This window comes from Micromonospora sp. WMMD734 (assembly GCF_049178975.1).
GTDB lineage: Bacteria > Actinomycetota > Actinomycetes > Mycobacteriales > Micromonosporaceae > Micromonospora > Micromonospora wenchangensis.
The window spans coordinates 5,617,698-5,632,910 of sequence record NZ_JBMHMK010000001.1 but is presented as its reverse complement, the minus strand read 5'-3'; the positions used below and the strand labels follow the sequence as shown (position 1 = coordinate 5,632,910).

General features: G+C 71.6%; 19 protein-coding genes and 1 tRNA gene. 11 read left to right on the top strand and 9 right to left on the bottom strand.

The annotated features are described in order from the left end of the window. Positions 1–37: 37 nt before the first annotated feature. Together ACN267_RS24365 and ACN267_RS24360 are read left to right on the top strand one after the other, a co-directional pair. Positions 38–111 (top strand) — tRNA-Gly (locus ACN267_RS24365). Between the two features lie 485 nt (positions 112–596). Next, positions 597–860 carry an e9imm peptide gene (locus tag ACN267_RS24360; RefSeq protein ID WP_281901525.1) on the top strand — a complete coding sequence of 88 codons (264 nt, stop codon included), beginning with the start codon at positions 597–599 and terminating at the stop codon, positions 858–860. Positions 861–918: 58 nt separating this feature from the next. On the opposite strand, the gene ACN267_RS24355 is transcribed toward ACN267_RS24360, so the two are convergent. After that, complete coding sequence (locus ACN267_RS24355) at positions 919–1,287, bottom strand: hypothetical protein (RefSeq protein ID WP_204958439.1); 369 nt, start codon at positions 1,285–1,287, stop codon at positions 919–921. Beyond that, entirely contained in the window at positions 1,271–1,792 is a 522-nt protein-coding gene (locus tag ACN267_RS24350) for a hypothetical protein (protein ID WP_204958440.1), read from the bottom strand. Before ACN267_RS24350 ends, ACN267_RS24355 begins: the two co-directional genes overlap by 17 nt. Positions 1,793–1,948: 156 nt before the next feature. Here ACN267_RS24350 and ACN267_RS24345 point away from each other — a divergent pair, with 156 nt between their 5' ends. Continuing rightward, positions 1,949–2,830 carry an LLM class flavin-dependent oxidoreductase gene (locus tag ACN267_RS24345; RefSeq protein WP_204958441.1) on the top strand — a complete coding sequence of 294 codons (882 nt, stop codon included), beginning with the start codon at positions 1,949–1,951 and terminating at the stop codon, positions 2,828–2,830. 23 nt (positions 2,831–2,853) lie between these two features. Here ACN267_RS24345 and ACN267_RS24340 read toward each other — a convergent pair whose 3' ends face one another. Both ACN267_RS24340 and ACN267_RS24335 read right to left on the bottom strand, forming a co-directional pair. Continuing rightward, on the bottom strand, positions 2,854–3,285 hold the full coding sequence (locus ACN267_RS24340; RefSeq protein WP_204958442.1) for an ASCH domain-containing protein: 432 nt from the start codon (positions 3,283–3,285) through the stop codon (positions 2,854–2,856). 65 nt (positions 3,286–3,350) lie between these two features. Continuing rightward, complete coding sequence (locus ACN267_RS24335; protein WP_421490488.1) at positions 3,351–3,899, bottom strand: phosphoribosyltransferase; 549 nt, start codon at positions 3,897–3,899, stop codon at positions 3,351–3,353. 184 nt (positions 3,900–4,083) lie between these two features. Here ACN267_RS24335 and ACN267_RS24330 point away from each other — a divergent pair, with 184 nt between their 5' ends. The 4 genes from ACN267_RS24330 (at position 4,084) to ACN267_RS24315 (ending at position 8,381) form a co-directional block, all read left to right on the top strand. Continuing rightward, positions 4,084–4,728, top strand: coding sequence for a septal ring lytic transglycosylase RlpA family protein (locus ACN267_RS24330; protein WP_421489730.1), 645 nt, complete (start codon positions 4,084–4,086; stop codon positions 4,726–4,728). Between the two features lie 87 nt (positions 4,729–4,815). After that, positions 4,816–5,943, top strand: a complete 1,128-nt coding sequence (locus tag ACN267_RS24325; protein WP_204958444.1) for a PP2C family protein-serine/threonine phosphatase — start codon at positions 4,816–4,818, stop codon at positions 5,941–5,943. 114 nt (positions 5,944–6,057) lie between these two features. Continuing rightward, positions 6,058–7,914, top strand: a complete 1,857-nt coding sequence (locus ACN267_RS24320) for an acyl-CoA dehydrogenase (protein WP_421489729.1) — start codon at positions 6,058–6,060, stop codon at positions 7,912–7,914. Positions 7,915–8,111: 197 nt separating this feature from the next. Then, positions 8,112–8,381, top strand: coding sequence for a DUF6458 family protein (locus ACN267_RS24315; protein WP_204958446.1), 270 nt, complete (start codon positions 8,112–8,114; stop codon positions 8,379–8,381). 33 nt (positions 8,382–8,414) lie between these two features. Here ACN267_RS24315 and ACN267_RS24310 read toward each other — a convergent pair whose 3' ends face one another. Next, positions 8,415–8,951 (bottom strand): SixA phosphatase family protein, encoded by a 537-nt coding sequence (locus ACN267_RS24310; RefSeq protein ID WP_204958447.1) that lies wholly within the window; start codon positions 8,949–8,951, stop codon positions 8,415–8,417. A 126-nt stretch (positions 8,952–9,077) separates the two neighbouring features. Here ACN267_RS24310 and ACN267_RS24305 point away from each other — a divergent pair, with 126 nt between their 5' ends. Next, positions 9,078–9,368 carry a DUF6458 family protein gene (locus ACN267_RS24305; RefSeq protein ID WP_204958448.1) on the top strand — a complete coding sequence of 97 codons (291 nt, stop codon included), beginning with the start codon at positions 9,078–9,080 and terminating at the stop codon, positions 9,366–9,368. Between the two features lie 76 nt (positions 9,369–9,444). Here the strand turns inward: ACN267_RS24305 and trhA are convergent, their stop codons facing one another. Then, positions 9,445–10,122 (bottom strand): PAQR family membrane homeostasis protein TrhA, encoded by a 678-nt coding sequence (gene trhA / locus ACN267_RS24300; RefSeq protein WP_204958449.1) that lies wholly within the window; start codon positions 10,120–10,122, stop codon positions 9,445–9,447. Between the two features lie 107 nt (positions 10,123–10,229). On the opposite strand from trhA, the gene ACN267_RS24295 reads away from it, so the two are divergent. The 3 genes from ACN267_RS24295 to ACN267_RS24285 are packed head-to-tail and all read left to right on the top strand — an operon-like array spanning position 10,230 to position 12,446. Next, complete coding sequence (locus ACN267_RS24295) at positions 10,230–10,841, top strand: 5-oxoprolinase subunit B family protein (protein ID WP_421489728.1); 612 nt, start codon at positions 10,230–10,232, stop codon at positions 10,839–10,841. After that, positions 10,838–11,713, top strand: coding sequence for a biotin-dependent carboxyltransferase family protein (locus ACN267_RS24290; protein WP_421489727.1), 876 nt, complete (start codon positions 10,838–10,840; stop codon positions 11,711–11,713). The genes ACN267_RS24295 and ACN267_RS24290 overlap by 4 nt, the downstream gene beginning before the upstream one ends. After that, complete coding sequence (locus tag ACN267_RS24285; protein WP_204958452.1) at positions 11,697–12,446, top strand: LamB/YcsF family protein; 750 nt, start codon at positions 11,697–11,699, stop codon at positions 12,444–12,446. Before ACN267_RS24290 ends, ACN267_RS24285 begins: the two co-directional genes overlap by 17 nt. A 10-nt stretch (positions 12,447–12,456) precedes the next feature. On the opposite strand, the gene ACN267_RS24280 is transcribed toward ACN267_RS24285, so the two are convergent. The 3 genes from ACN267_RS24280 to ACN267_RS24270 are packed head-to-tail and all read right to left on the bottom strand — an operon-like array spanning position 12,457 to position 14,891. After that, positions 12,457–14,289 carry an NHL domain-containing thioredoxin family protein gene (locus tag ACN267_RS24280; RefSeq protein WP_421489726.1) on the bottom strand — a complete coding sequence of 611 codons (1,833 nt, stop codon included), beginning with the start codon at positions 14,287–14,289 and terminating at the stop codon, positions 12,457–12,459. A gap of 45 nt (positions 14,290–14,334) precedes the next feature. Further along, positions 14,335–14,589: a flavin reductase gene (locus ACN267_RS24275; RefSeq protein ID WP_204958454.1), complete on the bottom strand. Its 255-nt coding sequence runs from the start codon at positions 14,587–14,589 to the stop codon at positions 14,335–14,337. Then, positions 14,586–14,891: a hypothetical protein gene (locus ACN267_RS24270; protein WP_421489725.1), complete on the bottom strand. Its 306-nt coding sequence runs from the start codon at positions 14,889–14,891 to the stop codon at positions 14,586–14,588. Before ACN267_RS24270 ends, ACN267_RS24275 begins: the two co-directional genes overlap by 4 nt. Positions 14,892–15,213: the final 322 nt, after the last annotated feature.

Genomic DNA, 15,213 nt, shown 5'->3' with positions numbered 1-15,213 from the left:
CGCGGGCGCGGTCACCTCAGGTACAGTGGTCCCGCTTGCGGGTGTAGTTCAATGGCAGAACATCAGCTTCCCAAGCTGACAGTGCGGGTTCGATTCCCGTCACCCGCTCCACCGCGAAGGCCCTGACCAGGATGCGAATCCGAGTCAGGGCCTTCGGTGTCTCATCCGGACCGTGATGGCGCGCGGGCTCGCCTCTGGTGCCCGCGACGGCGAGGGTGGCGCGCCGGGCCCACCCCGTCCGAACCACCGCTCGCCGCCCCACTGCCCGCCGGTCACCGGGATCCCGGCGGCCTGACGCCCCACGGGTGAGCATGGCGGGGACATATGCCCGTGCGCGCCCTTTAGACCTGATGACGTGAACGATTCACACCGATGACCGCAGCGGTGTCGGACGTCAGCACAGCGCGCCGTCCGTCGCCTGCTGCCTATCCCGCCGTCCGTCGCCTGCTGCCTGATTCGTTGACGACATCAGCTCGAAAGGACGCGCCAGGACTACCCTGCCCAGGATGACCCGGGCGACAGGCCGAGGTGGAAACGTCGGCACTTTTGCGTCGAGGCTCATGCGGGTGCCGTCCTCCTGCACCGAGGAGGTTGCCGTGCCGGCGAAGCTGACCCGGGACGAGGCCGTGGCCCTCGTCGATCGGATCATGCGGCTCGACTACGCCGACGACGTCGAACTGCACGACTGGCTGGAGAGGCTCGGCCGTGATCTGGCCTGTCCGGACGTCTCCGATCTGATCTTCACCACCGTCCCCGAGTTGACGGCCACTGAGGTCGTCGACCGCGCGTCGGCGCGCCGGCCGGTCGAGATGCCGGCCACCCCGTGGCCGGAGCCCGACGACCGGCTCCGACGTCGCTGACCCACGGGAGCGCGGAGGTACGCCCAGTGCCCACCGCTGCGCATATGCGGTCCCTGTGCTAGAGCCCGCCTTCGAGTTCGCGAATCACCCGTTCGATCGATTCGTTCACCCGCGACGTCTCGACGTGAACCAGATCGTAGAGCCGTTCGAGTTCAGAATCCAGCTCATGAGATTCGGGCGAGTCGCTCCCGGTTGAATACTCTGCGACGATACTTCCATTCTCGTCCATGATCCGGATGTTGTGTCGACGACCGTTGAAGGAGAGGGTCAGGGAGGAGGAGGGGGTGGAAGTTCGGAACGCCTTGGAGCCGAACGGGTTCATGCGTGGGGTGGGTTTCCATTCGATGGACCCGCGGTCGGTTCTTGTGTTCAGCAGTCTAACCAAGTGGAGCAGGCGGCCAATCGTAAAATCACCTTGCATCGTCAACGCCTCCAGCTTGGATGCCCTGCACGGTCGCAATTGCGCCCAGCTCGTTCGTTACCTTGGCTATCGCGTCCCGCACGTCCTTTGTCGCCGCGGCCAAGTTCAGGTCACCACCTGACCCACTCAGCTCAATCTGGGCCTGGGACGCGGCCGACACGGAATCCTGGATGTCGACCAGCAGCTCACGTCTTGCCAATTTGCCAACCTGTAGGAGGCCGCGTACCTGGCCCGCCTGCCAGCGCCAGGATTGAAGCGAGGAGGCGACGACGGGCTCCGAGCCGCTTCTGATCGCGCGGTCCAGTTCCTCTTCGACTCGCTGCAACTGAGGGATCAGGCCCAAAAGACTGCTTCTTCCGATGGCCTTTTGCGAATTTCGGGCGGCGCTTTCGGCGGCTTCCGCAGCCTTGCGCGTCTTCTTTACCTGATTGTAGGTGACCCCGAAGCCGATGATCGCGATTGGCACTGCCGATATGTCGGCAACGTGACCTATAAGGTCAAGCACGTTCACGGCAGCACCATCCTTTCGGTGTGGCCCACCCTACTGTGGGCGCAGATGCGGCACAGCACTCCGTACTGGCAGATGATCGACAATCGGCGGCGCGGCGCGAATGAGGTGCCACCCTCGGCCCTCTCGGAGGCGGGCCTGTTGCCTACGCTGGCGATCATGCGGATTGGCATCGTGATCCTTCCCGACCAGCGCTGGCCACAGGCGCGTCGGCGCTGGCAGCAGGTGGACGCGTGGGGCTTCGACCACGCCTGGACGTACGACCACCTGGGGTGGCGGGATCTGGTCGACGGTCCCTGGTTCGATTCGATGTCGACGCTGACCGCCGCCGCGATGGTGACCGAACGGGTCCGGCTGGGCACCCTGGTCGCCTCGCCCAACTTCCGGCATCCGGCCGCGTTCGCCCGACAGGTCACCACCCTCGACGACATCTCCGGCGGGCGGCTGCTGCTGGGCCTCGGCGTCGGCGGCATCGGCTTCGACTCGGCGGTGCTCGGCGGGGAGACGCTGCCGCCCCGGCCGAGGGTGGACCGGTTCGGCGAGTTCACCGAGCTGCTGGACCTGATCCTGCGGGAGGACGGCACCACCTGGCGGGGCGACTGGTTCAGCGCGGTGGACGCCCGGAACAACCCCGGCTGCGTGCAGCAGCCCCGGGTGCCGTTCGTGATGGCCGCCAACGGGCCCCGGTCGATGCGGCTGGCCGCCCGGTTCGGTCAGGGCTGGGTCACCACCGGCACCGGTGAGGAGGAGCTGACGGCCTGGTGGGACGGGGTGGCGACGCTCTGCGCCTGGATGGACCGTACCCTCGACGAGGTCGGCCGGGATCCGGCCAGCCTGCCCCGCTACCTCTCGCTGGACTCGGCGCCGGTCTTCTCGCTGCGCAGCGCCGACTTCTTCGCCGAGCAGGTGGCGCGGGCGGCGGCGCTCGGCTTCACCGACGTGATCACTCACTGGCCCCGGGCCGACAGTTGGTACGCCGGCGACGAGGCGGTGCTGGTCGACGTCGCGACCCGGCTGCTGCCGGAGCTGCGTACGCCCTGACGGGCGGCCCCTCCCGGGGCGGTTCAGGTGCCGAGGTCGCCGGTGGGCGTCCCGCCGTCGCCGGCCGAGACCAGCCGGAACCGGATACAGACGATTGCGGTGTCGTCGGTGACCGGGGTGCCGACCCGCGCCCAGTACCCGGCGTGCCCGGCCCGCCAGTCCTCGATGGACCGGTCGCCCTCCCCCTCGGAGCGGGCGAAGTCCCAGGAGACCTCGGCGAAGGGGACGATCTCGATCCCGGTTACCTCGACCACCCCGACGAGGGCGTCCCGGTCGTCGACCAGGGCCAGCCGTTCGCCGACGTGCTCCAACTCCTCGTTCTCGTCGGCGTACTCGGTGAGCAGGCCGGCGGTGGCCGTCTTCACCCCGGCCAGCACCAGCGTGTTGAGCGTGGTGCGCACCTCGCCGGGGGTGCCGAGGGCGAGCGTGCGGAGTCCGCCGATCCGTGGCCACATGCGGCCGAGGCTACCGCCGCGTCGATCTCCTGTCGCCCGGGTGCCGGCCACTGACCGGGCCGTGGTCAGGGCAGGTCGGCGGGGGTGAGCAGCCCGCGTACGCCCAGTTCGGCGGCGACCGGTTCGGGCAGGTCGACGACCACGGCGGCGACGCCGACCCAGTGCGCGCCCCGGGCGGCGCACAGGTCCCGGACGGCCCGCACCTGGGCGCCGGTGGCGACCCAGTCGTCGACCATGAGTACCCGGTCGTGCGCGCCGAGCCGGTCGTCGCGTACCGCGAGGTCGACCTGCCGGCCCCGGAAGTCGGGTGGGCTCTGCGCCCAGGTCAGCGGGCCGGCGGGGAGGCGTCCGTCGCCCGGCTTGTGGGCCGGGACGAAGCCGACGCCCAGGGCGGTCGCGGCGAGCGGCCCGAGCATCAGCCCGGTCACCGCGGGGGCGACGACGACGGTGGGCCGGTCGGTGCGGAACGGCGTGACCAGGGCCGGACCGAGCCTGGCCAGCACCTGCGGGTCCCGCCACCAGGCCGAGACGTCGCTGACCAGGTGGCTGCTGCCGGGGCCTGGATCGACCCAGGCGAACAGCTCGGCCAGGCGGTCACGCAGTGTCACGGTCATGTCCACATCCTCGGCGGTGAATGCCATCGGTGGCATTCTGGCCCGTGCGGCCCAGCGGTCCTCGGCTGATCGGTCACACGTATCACTGTAATTCCGGGCATACCACCATGATCACGTTGACTTCGGAAGTGCTTCTCTCGTTACGGTCCGAGCCGTTATGCAGGCATACGAAAGGACCGAGCCGGTGGTTGGCAGGCATACCCGTACCCGGATCTTCTCCTCACCCGCCGGCATCGCCGCCACCGCCGCGCTCGGCGTCGCGCTCGCCGTCGGCGGCACCGTCGGCGCGGTGCAGCTGACCGCCGACGACGCGCCGGCCCCCGTGATCGTGGACACGGTCGCCCCCGGTGCCGTCGCCACCACCGACGCGCCGACCCCGACCCCGAGCCCGAGCGCCACCGCCTCCCCGAGCGCCAGCCCGTCGCCCACCGCCACGGCCAGCCCGAAGCCGACCCGGACCCAGGCCGCCTCCCGGAGCAAGCCGCGCACGGCCGCGCCCAAGCCGTCCGCCACCACCAAGAAGGCGGCCGCGAAGAGCAACGTCGTCGACAGCGGCTCCTGTGGCGCGTCCTTCTACGACGAGGGTCAGTTGACCGCCAACGGGGAGAACTTCGACCCGGGCGCGTTGACCGCCGCCCACAAGACCCTGCCGTTCAACACGAAGGTCCGGGTGACCAACCCGGCCAACGGCAAGTCCGTCACCGTACGGATCAACGACCGTGGCCCGTTCATCGACGGGCGTTGCATCGACCTGTCCCGGGCCGCCTTCGCCGCGATCGCCTCGGTCGACCTGGGGGAACTGACCGTCAGGTACGAGGTGCTGGGCTGACGGCGAACGGTGGCGTCGGCGGGACGGCCGGGTAGAACACCCTCAATCGTGGGGCTAGGTTCATTCTCCGGCCCGGTTCCATCAGGCATGCTGTCCCACGTACGTAAACATGCCTTCCAGTTGGGCCGAGGCCCACTGAGTCCCGGGTCCCGCGCCGGCGTCGGCGCGGCTGTCGGGCTGCTCGCGCTCGTCTCGGCGATCGAGTCGGCCGACGGCCGTGCGGTGCACTACGTCGCGCTGATGACGGTGGCACCGATCCTGGCCGCCGGCTTCGCCTCCTGGCGTGCGGTGGCCGGGGTGGGTTTCCTCGCGCTGCTGGTCGGGGTCGGTTTCGCGGTGGCCGATCCGGCGATGGAACTACCCACGGCGGTGTCTCTGGTCGGGATCGCCGTCGCCACGGTGGTGGCGGCGAGCGTGGCGGCGGTCCGGCAGGGGCAGGTGGAGCGGATCGGCGAGTTGTCCAGGTTGGCCTCGGTGGCCCAGCAGGCCGTGCTGCGTCCGCTCGGCCCGCAGGTGGGCACCCTGGCGGTGGCGGCGCGGTACATCTCCCCCACGGCCACCGCCGAGATCGGCGGCGACCTGTACGAGGCGATCGACACCCCGTACGGCGTGCGCATGATCATCGGGGACGTGCGGGGCAAGGGGCTGGACGCGGTCCGGCTCGCCAGCATCGTGCTCGGCTCCTACCGGCACGTGGCGTACGAGCGGCCCGACCTGCGGGCGGTGGTGGCCGACCTGGACCGGGCGGTGGCCCGCAACGTGGGGGACGAGGACTTCGTCACCGCCGCCGTGGTCGAGGAACGCGGCGGCACGCTGACCATCGTCAACTGCGGCCATCCGGCCCCGCTGCTGCTGCGCCGGGGTGCGGTGATCCCGCTGGAACCGCCCGCCCCCGCCCCGCCGTTGGGGTTCATGCCGGTGGTCCGGCCCCGGGTCGAGCGGCTGGAGCCGGGGGACCGGCTGCTGTTGTTCACCGACGGTCTCGGCGAGGCGCGGCGCGACGGCGAGTTCTTCCCGACCGCCGACCGGGCCTGGCGGCTGCTCGGCCACGGGACGGTCGGCGACGGCCTGGCCTCGCTGGAGACCGCGCTGGTCGAGTGGGTGCACGGCCGGCTCGACGACGACATCGCCCTGGTCCTGATGGAGTACACCGGCCCGCGCAGCGGGGTCACGGTGGCGGTGCCCTCGTGGGAGGTCGGCGCGGCCGAGAGCTGAGCGCCGGGTGTGTAATCGCCGTCACTTCCGCGACCGGGTTGTCGCTGCCTACCCGTGAGTAATACAGTGTGAGTTACTGATCGGTAACACCTGTCCGGAAGCGGGGCCGCGAACATGACCCACTACAAGAGCAACCTTCGGGACCTTGAGTTCAATCTGTTCGAGGTCTTCGGGGCGGACCAGACGTTCGGCCAGGCGCCGTACACGGACCTGGACGTCGACACCGCCCGCAGCTTCCTCTCCGAGGTCGACCGAATGGCCCGTGAGGATCTCGCGGCCAGCTACACCGACAGCGACCGCAACCCGCCGGTCTTCGACCCCGCCACGCACACCGCGCCGCTGCCGGAGTCGTTCAAGAAGTCGTACCAGGCGTTCATGGACTCCGAGTTCTGGCGGCTGGACCTCCCCGAGGCCCTCGGCGGCAGCAGCGCCCCGCGCGCCCTCTGGTGGTCGCTCGCCGAGCTCGTCCTCGGCGCCAACGCCCCGGTCTGGATGTACGCCTCCGGTCCGTCCTTCGCCCACGTGCTGCACGTCGAGGGCACCGAGGAGCAGCAGAAGTGGGCCAAGCTCTTCATCGACAAGCAGTGGGCCTCCACGATGGTGCTGACCGAGCCGGACGCCGGCTCGGACGTCGGGGCCGGCCGCGCCCGCGCGATCCCGCAGCCGGACGGCTCCTGGCACATCGAGGGCGTGAAGCGCTTCATCACCTCCGGTGAGCACGACCTGAGCGAGAACATCGTGCACTACGTGCTGGCCCGCCCGGTCGGTGTGGAGGGCGTCGGTGGGCCCGGCACCAAGGGGCTGTCGCTGTTCGTCGTGCCGAAGTTCCACTTCGACGCCGAGACCGGTGAGCTGGGCGAGCGCAACGGCGTCTACGCCACCAACGTCGAGCACAAGATGGGCATCAAGGTCTCCAACACCTGCGAGCTGACCTTCGGCGAGCACGGCGTACCGGCCAAGGGCTGGCTGCTGGGCGACAGGCACGACGGCATCCGGCAGATGTTCATGATCATTGAGTACGCCCGGATGATGGTCGGCACCAAGGCGATCGCCACCCTGTCCACCGGCTACCTCAACGCCCTGGAGTACGCGAAGAACCGGGTGCAGGGGGCCGATCTGATCCAGCAGGCCGACAAGACCGCCCCCCGGATCACCATCACCCACCACCCGGACGTGCGCCGTTCGCTGCTGATGCAGAAGTCGTACGCCGAGGGCCTGCGCGCGCTGGTCTGCTACACCGCCGGCTGGCAGGACCGGGTCGCCGTCGCCGAGGCGGCCGGCGACGAGAAGGCGACCAAGCTGGCCAAGCGGGTCAACGACCTGCTCCTGCCGCTGGTCAAGGGCGTCGGCTCGGAGCGGGCGTACGAGCTGCTCGGCCACGAGTCGCTCCAGACCTACGGCGGCTCGGGCTTCCTCCAGGACTACCCGCTGGAGCAGTACGTCCGGGACGCCAAGATCGACACCCTGTACGAGGGCACCACCGCGATCCAGAGCCTCGACCTGATCTTCCGCAAGATCGTCCGGGACAACGGCCGGGCGCTGACCGCCGTCGCCGGTGAGATCCAGGAGTTCATCACCAGCGAGGCCGGCAACGGGCAGCTCAAGGAGGAGCGGCTGGCGCTCGGCCGGGCGCTCGGCGAGATCCAGAACATCATCGGCGTGCTGACCGGCTGGCTCGGCGAGGCCCAGGGCGGCGACGCGCGCAGCCTCTACAAGGTCGGTCTGAGCAGCCGCCGCTTCCTGCTCGCCCTGGGCGACCTGGTGGTCGGCTGGCTGCTCCAGAAGCAGGCCGACGTGGCCCTCAAGGCGCTGGCCGGTGAGGTTTCCGCCACCGACCGGGCGTTCTACACCGGCAAGGTGGCCGCCGCCCGGTTCTTCGCCCGTGAGGTGCTGCCCCGCATCGGCGCCGACCGGCGGATCATCGAGGGCGCCGACCTGGACATCATGGACCTCCCGGAGGAGGCGTTCTGATCCCGCCGAGCTGATTCAGCATGGGCCGATGTTGCGGTATCCGATCGTCCGGATACCGCAACATCGGCCTTTCTGCGCTGACCGCCCCCCGGATTGCCCGCCCCCATCCCGGTAGGCGGGGGGCTGGGCGGGTAAGCCGCGCGGACCACGTCGTCAGGGCACGCCCAACGGCCACCGCACGGGGGAGTGCAGCGCACATGGGTATTGGTAGCGCCATCTTTCTCATCGCGCTCGGCGCGATCATGACGTTCGCGATCCGGGCCAACGTCTGGTGGATCGACCTGCGCGCAGTCGGCTGGGTGTTCATCCTGGCCGGGCTGGCCATACTGCTCACCACGCTGTGGTTCTGGCAGGACCGGCGCAAGCGGGCCCGCACGCTCATCGTGGAGGAGAACCGGCTCTCCCACCCGACCGCGATGATGCCGCCGCCGCCCGACCCGCCGCCGCCCACCGCACCTCCGTCCTGACCGCGCGGCCGTCCCGGTGGCTGGCTGGGAGGGTCAGCCGCGGGCGGTGTGCCGGGCGGTGATCGGGGCGTCGCCGGGGGTCAGCTCCGCCCACGGCGTCGCCACCCGGTGCACCACCAGGTCGGTGGTGCGCAGCCCCTCCCGGTCGGCCCGTTGCGGGTCGAGTAGCGCCGACAGCAGCGAGACACCCGGATTGTGTGCGACGAGCAGCACCGTGCCCGCCTCCGGTTCGACCGTCCGCACCAGGTCGAGCAGGTCGTCCGGGTGCGCTTCGTACGCGGCGGCGGCGTACCGCACCACCGGAGCCGTCCCCGCCGGGCCACCCTCCGGCGGGGACCCGGTCATGCCCAGCGCCACGTCGTGCCAGGTCTGCCTGGTCCGGCGGGCCGCCGAACAGATCACCACGTCGGGGAGCAGACCCTGCCGGGCGAGCCACGCACCGGCGGCGGCGGCGTCCGCGTGCCCCCGGGCGGTCAGCCTGCGCTCCACGTCCGGGCCGGTGGTGGGCTGTTCGGCCTTGGCGTGCCGGAGCAGCACCAGGGTCCGTGTCGCGGCCTCGCCGTCCGTCATTGCACCAGCTTGCCTGATTGGCGCGGGTGCCGCCTGGGTAAGTCGATGGATGCCACTCGCTCATCGATGCCCTCGATGGCCGTGGCCGGGTGGGTAACGCCAGCTGACAGCCAAGGAGGCGACGTCATGGGCATCGGTGCCAGCATCTTCCTCATCGCGGTGGGCGCGATCTTCGCGTTCGCCGTCGACGCCAATCTGGGATGGCTCAACCTCGACGTGGTCGGCTGGGTGCTGATGCTCGCCGGTGTCGTCGGGCTGCTGACCACCCTCTACTTCTGGAACGGCCGCCGCCGGGCCGTCGTCACCACCGCGGTGCGGCAGGACCAGGTCGTCGCCGACCGGGTCGCGCCGGTGCAGGGCGGCCAGGTGGTGCGCGAGGAGTACCGCGAGACGCGCGGCTCGGGTTACCCGGTCTGAGCGTCCCGCACCCCACGATCTCGAGGGCCCCGCAACGGCGCGGGGCCCTCGAACTGTCTGCGGTTCCTCTCCGCTGTCAGGCGAAGAGGGCGAAGTAGATCGCGATGTGGTGACAGAGGGCGGCGATCAGGGTGCAGGCGTGGAAGAACTCGTGGTGGCCGAAGACGGTGGGCCACGGGTTCGGCCGGCGCAGCGCGTAGAAGACCGCCCCGATGCTGTAGACCGCCCCACCTGCGGCGAGCAGGACCAGCACGGTGACCCCGCCCTGGCGCAGGATCTGCGGGAGGATCGCCACCGACACCCAGCCGAGGGCCAGGTAGAGCGGCGCGGAGACCCAGCGCGGGGCGTGCGGCCAGATCAGCTTGACGGCGACGCCGGCCAACGCCCCACCCCAGACCAGGGCGAGCATCAGGACGGCCGTACGCCGGTCGAGCAGCAGGACACAGAGCGGGGTGTACGTCCCGGCGATGAACACGAAGATCATCGAGTGGTCCATCCGGCGCATGATCTGGTAGCCGCGCTCCGACCACACCCGGCGGTGGTAGAGGGCGCTGGTGCCGAACAGCCCGCAGACCGTGACGCTGTAGATCAGGCAGCTGACCAGGGGTGTCCAGCCGGGTCGGGTGGCCGCGATCGCACTGAGCACGATGCCGCAGACGAGCGCGACGAAGAACGCGTAGGTGTGCAGCCAGCCGCGCATCCGGGGCTTACCGATGTCGACAGGCTTGAGTCGAAGCGGTGCGGAGGTGGTCACGCAAACAGGTTACGGCACCGTAGGTTACTTCTAGGTAGTGCGACCCGTCACGACCCGGATCGGGTCCACCTGCCCTGGACGGCCCATCGATCGGAGAGTATGGCGGAATGCGGATCCGACCCGTGGGCCGGCACGCCCTCCTGCTCGACTGCGACGACCCCGCCCAGGTGGAGCAGTGGCGGGCCGAGCTGTGGCGACGCCGGGAAGCCGGCGAGCTGAGCGCCGCCGAGATCGTCCCGGCCGCCGGCACCGTCCTGCTCGACGGGGTGCCCGACCCGGAGTCGACAGCCGCCCGGATCACCCGCTGGACCCCCGGCCCGGCCACCACCACGGCCGCCGCCCGCCTGGTCGAGGTGCCCACCGTGTACGACGGGGACGACCTCCCCCGGGTCGCCGAGCACTGGAAGCTGACCGTGCCCCAGGTGGTGCGCCGCCTGGCGGACACCGAGTTCCGGGTGGCGTTCTGCGGGTTCGCCCCCGGCTTCGCCTACCTGACCGGGCTGCCCCCGCAGTACGCGGTGCCCCGACTGCCCACCCCGCGCCCCCGGGTGCCGGCCGGCTCGGTGGCCCTGGCCGGGCCGTACGCGGGGATCTACCCGACCGCGTCGCCGGGCGGCTGGCTGCTGGTGGGGCGGACCATGCTGACCCTGTTCGACGTGTCCGCCGATCCGCCGGCCACCCTCACCCCCGGCACCCGGGTCCGGCTGGTGACCGGATGACCGCACCGCAGAAAACCGCAGGCGCGATCGAGGTGCGGCGGGCGGGAGCGCGTACCACCGTGCAGGACCTGGGGCGGCCCGGGTGGGCGCATCTCGGCGTACCCCGGTCGGGGGCGTTGGATCCGGCGGCGCTGGCGCTGGCGAACCGGCTGGTCGGCAACCAGGCGGACGCCGCCGGTCTGGAGCTGACCCTCGGCGGTGGTGAGCTGCGGCTGACCCGGGCCGGCACGGTGGCGGTGACCGGGGCCGACGTCGACGTCCGGGTCGACGGTCGGCCCGGTGACGTGGGCCGGCCGCTGGCGGTGCCGGCGGGCGCGGTGCTGCGGATCGGCACGCCCCGGAACGGGCTGCGCAACTGGCTGGCGGTCGACGGCGGGATCGCCGTCCCGCCCGTGCTCGGCAGCCGGTCCACCGACACCCTCGCCGGCCTCGGCCCGCCCCCGGTCCGCGACGGCGACCTGCTCCCGCTCGGCCGACCGGCCGGGCCGCCCGCACCGGTGGACTTCACCGTCGGCCGACCGGTGCCGGCGGAGTTGTGGCTGACCCTGCGCCCCGGCCCGCGTGCCGACTGGTTCACCGCCGGGGCGATGGCGCTGCTGCTCGGCACGGCGTACGCGGTGAGCCCGGTCAGTGACCGGGTCGGTACGCGACTGGTCGGCGCGGCGCTGCCCCGCGTGGTGGCCGGGGAACTGCCCAGCGAGGGCGTGGTGCTCGGGGCGGTGCAGGTGCCCGCCGACGGCCAACCGTTGATCTTCCTGGCCGACCATCCGACCACCGGCGGCTACCCGGTGATCGGCGTGGTGGACGACGTGACCGGGCTCGCGCAGGCCCGGCCGGGGACTACGGTGAGGTTCCATGGACCTCAACGCTGACCTCGGCGAGGGATTCGGCATCTGGCGGCTCGGCGACGACGAGGCGCTGCTCGACCTGGTCACCTCCGCCAACGTGGCGTGCGGCTTCCACGGCGGCGACCCGTCGACCATGCGACGGGTCTGCGCCGCCGCCGCCGAACGCGGTGTCACCGTCGGCGCGCAGGTCGGCTACCGGGACCTGGCCGGCTTCGGCCGCCGGCACATCGCGTACAGCTTCGACGAGCTGCGCGACGACGTCACCTACCAGATCGGGGCGCTCGACGCGTTCTGCCGGCCGTACCGGACCCGGGTGCGCTACCTCAAGCCGCACGGCGCGCTCTACCACGCGGCGGCCACCGACGAGGTGCAGGCCGCCGCCGTGGTCGCCGCCGTCACCGGGTACGACCACGAGCTGCCGATCCTGTGCGCCCCCGGCTCCACCCTCGCCCAGCTCGCCGTCGGCGCGGGACTGCGGGTGGTCGCCGAGGGCTTCGCCGACCGGGGCTACCTGCCCACCGGGGCGCTGGTGCCGCGTACCGCGCCTGGCGCGCTGGTCACCGACCCGGAGGAGGTGGCGCTGCGGGCGGTCCGGATGGCCACCGAGCACACCGTGGTGGCGGTCGACGGGACCGTGGTGCCCTGCCCGGTCGCCTCGATCTGCCTGCACGGGGACAGCCCCGGCGCGGTCGCCTCGGCCGCCCTGGTGCGGGCCGCGTTGATCGACGCCGGGGTCACCCCGACCCCGTTCGCCTGACCGTCCCCGTTCAGGTGTCCAGGCCGCGCAGCACCAACGGGACGCGGGTCGCGCCGTCGTCGACGACCCGTACCGGGACGCCCCAGTCCTGGCGGGTCAGGTGGCAGGCGGCGTGCTCGACGTCGGCGTCGCAGGTGGCGGCCTGCGCGGTCACCTGGAGCACCCCCTGCGGCACGGCCGGGTCGACCACCAGCCGGCGGGACAGCTCGGTGCCGGTGCCCGCCCCCTCAATGAGCAGCTCCGGCGGTGAGGCCGAGACGACCAGCCGGGTCGACGGCCCGTACGTCTCATCCAGCTTCTGCCCCGGCGCCGGCGTGAAGATCACCTCCAGGGTCACCTCGCCGGCCGCGACGTCGGTGGGTTTACGCTCCAGCCGGTGCCGGGGACCGTCCACGGTGTCCGCCCCGGCAGCGGTCAACGCGCCCGGGGCGAGCCGGGTCAACCGGTGCGCCGCCGACTCCACCACCAGCACCCCGCCGTCGGCGGTGAGCACCAGGTCACTCGGCTCGGCCAGCCCGTCGGCCACCGTGGCGACCAGGCCGGTCGCCGGGTCGAAGCGGCGGACCGCGCCGTTGTAGGTGTCGGCGATCAGCACCGAGCCGTCGGGCAGCGCACACACCCCCAACGGATGCTGGAGCAACGCCCGGTCGGCCGGCCCGTCCACGTGCCCGAAGTCGAACAGCCCCTGCCCGACGGCGGTGCCGAGCACGCCGTTCTGCACGTACCGGATGGCGCTGGTCTCACTGTCGGCCACCCACAGCCGCGCGCCGTCGGCCGAGACGGACAGGCCGGACGGCTGGGCCAGCCACGCCTCGGTCAGTGGACCGTCGCGCAGCGCCTCGACCGTGGTGCCCGCCCACATGCCGGCGGTCCGCTTGACCGGGTCGAACCACCAGAGCTGGTGGATGCCGGCCATCGCCACGATGACCGTGTCGTCGTACCAGGCCAGGTCCCAGGGGGAGGAGAGGTCGACGGAGCGCGCGTCGTGGGCGTGGTCGTCGACAGTGGAGCGCCACTGCCGGCCGGTGCCGGCCACCGTGGTCACCTCGCCGGTGTCCAGGCGTACGCCGCGCAGCAGGTGGTTGACGGTGTCGGCGACCAGCAGGTCGTAGCCGGCGACCTCGGCGACGTGCGCGGGCAGCAGGCAGAGCCCCTGCGGCTCGGCGAAACTGGCCGACCCGGCGGGGCCGTCGACCCGACCCCGCTCACCGGAACCGATCCGCCGGATCAGCGTCTCGCCGTCCGGGGCCAGCTCGACCAGGCTGTGCCGGGCCGAGTCGGAGACCAGCAGGTTGCCGCCGTCGAGCAGCACGGCCTTGCCGGGGAAGCGCAGCGTCGTCTCGGGTGGCGTCGGCGGCACGTACGGCCCGTCGCCCCGGTGCAGGGTGCCCTTGGCCTCGTGGGTGGCGATCAGGTCGTCGACCAGCCGGATCAGCCCCTCGGCGTGCCCCTCGCCGGCCATCGTGGCGACCACGTAACCCTCCGGGTCGACCACCGCCAGGGTGGGCCATGCCTTCGCCGCGTACTGCTGCCACATGTCCAGCTCGGGGTCGTCGAGCACCGGGTGGTGCACGCCGTACCGTTCGACGGCGGCGGCCAACGCGGCCGGATCCTTCTCGTGCTCGAACTTCGGCGAGTGCACCCCGACGACGACCAGCACGTCGGCGTACTTCTCCTCCAGCGGGCGCAACTCGTCGAGCACGTGCAGGCAGTTGATGCAGCAGAAGGTCCAAAAATCTAACAAGGCGATCTTTCCCCGCAGGTCGGCGAGCCTCAGCTCCCGCCCACCGGTGTTCAACCAACCCCGACCACGCAACTCTGGTGCCCGTACCCGTGCGCTCATGCCCCCATCGTGCCGCACCGCCTGCCGAAGAGTCGCACGAAGGGCTCAGTGGTCGGGTGGCTGTGCCCAGGACAGGAAACGGTCGGTGAGATTGTTCGACCGGCCGCTGTCGAGCTGGGTGAGGTGATCCTCCGCCTCCCGTTGCAGCGTCGACAGCAGGGCCAGCAGAGCCGGCCGGTCGTCGGCGAACACGGTGAGCAGGGCGAGTTTCGCCTCCCCGCACGGCCACGGGTTCGCGTCGAGGCGGCACAGCCAGATCGGGCGCAGCGGCCGATGGGCGAGCCCGTCGAGCGGCGTCACGCCGGCACCGCCGAGCCGCGAGCTGCCGACCTGGTCGCTGCCCGTGGGGCGGGCGGCCGGGCCGCTGCCGGAGGCGGGGAGGGAAGCCAACGCACCCCGGCGCGGCGGACGTACAGCTCGCGCCGTCGTCGGGCCAGGCCGTCCGGCCCCAGCTCGTACGCCTCGATCCAGGTCCAGCCGTCGTACGTGTGGCGGTCGGTCAGCTCGCGGATCACCCGCACCGTGATCGGCCTGACGAACTGCGGGCTGGCCTCGCGGGTCAGGTGGACCAGGTCGCCGCCCCTTAGTCTCGGTTCCCTCATCGCCCCGGCCCTCGGTTCCGGCTCTCCGTCCAGCGACCCGCCAAGACGACGTTCGTCATCCGGCCCGGTCCCCGGTAGGGCGGGATGAACGGCCCGATCGGGCCGGGGACGATCGGTGGCGCGGGCGGTGGTGGTGGGGGCGGCGGGGTTGGTTGGGGTTGGGGCTTCGGAGCGGGCTTCGGCTTGTCGTCCGTCGGCACGGTGGTCCCCTCTGTCCGATGTCAATGGGAGGAGGCCAGTGCCCCCCTCCGCCGAAACCGTTTCGTCGCAGCGGGCGTCAACAGCGGTTTCGTTGGTGGAACTCTCGTCGGCGAAGCCCTAG

Excerpts from the sequence above, each read along its gene's own strand:
- ACN267_RS24270 (WP_421489725.1), bottom strand. The coding sequence starts at position 14,891 with ATGAGGGAACCGAGACTAAGGGGCGGCGACCTGGTCCACCTGACCCGC.
- ACN267_RS24285 (WP_204958452.1), top strand. The coding sequence starts at position 11,697 with ATGGACCTCAACGCTGACCTCGGCGAGGGATTCGGCATCTGGCGGCTC.
- ACN267_RS24295 (WP_421489728.1), top strand. The coding sequence starts at position 10,230 with ATGCGGATCCGACCCGTGGGCCGGCACGCCCTCCTGCTCGACTGCGAC.
- ACN267_RS24290 (WP_421489727.1), top strand. The coding sequence starts at position 10,838 with ATGACCGCACCGCAGAAAACCGCAGGCGCGATCGAGGTGCGGCGGGCG.
- ACN267_RS24335 (WP_421490488.1), bottom strand. The coding sequence starts at position 3,899 with ATGACCGTGACACTGCGTGACCGCCTGGCCGAGCTGTTCGCCTGGGTC.
- ACN267_RS24315 (WP_204958446.1), top strand. The coding sequence starts at position 8,112 with ATGGGTATTGGTAGCGCCATCTTTCTCATCGCGCTCGGCGCGATCATG.
- ACN267_RS24325 (WP_204958444.1), top strand. The coding sequence starts at position 4,816 with ATGCTGTCCCACGTACGTAAACATGCCTTCCAGTTGGGCCGAGGCCCA.
- ACN267_RS24340 (WP_204958442.1), bottom strand. The coding sequence starts at position 3,285 with ATGTGGCCACGGATCGGCGGACTCCGCACGCTCGCCCTCGGCACCCCC.
- ACN267_RS24280 (WP_421489726.1), bottom strand. The coding sequence starts at position 14,289 with ATGAGCGCACGGGTACGGGCACCAGAGTTGCGTGGTCGGGGTTGGTTG.
- ACN267_RS24320 (WP_421489729.1), top strand. The coding sequence starts at position 6,058 with ATGACCCACTACAAGAGCAACCTTCGGGACCTTGAGTTCAATCTGTTC.
- ACN267_RS24345 (WP_204958441.1), top strand. The coding sequence starts at position 1,949 with ATGCGGATTGGCATCGTGATCCTTCCCGACCAGCGCTGGCCACAGGCG.
- ACN267_RS24310 (WP_204958447.1), bottom strand. The coding sequence starts at position 8,951 with ATGACGGACGGCGAGGCCGCGACACGGACCCTGGTGCTGCTCCGGCAC.
- ACN267_RS24305 (WP_204958448.1), top strand. The coding sequence starts at position 9,078 with ATGGGCATCGGTGCCAGCATCTTCCTCATCGCGGTGGGCGCGATCTTC.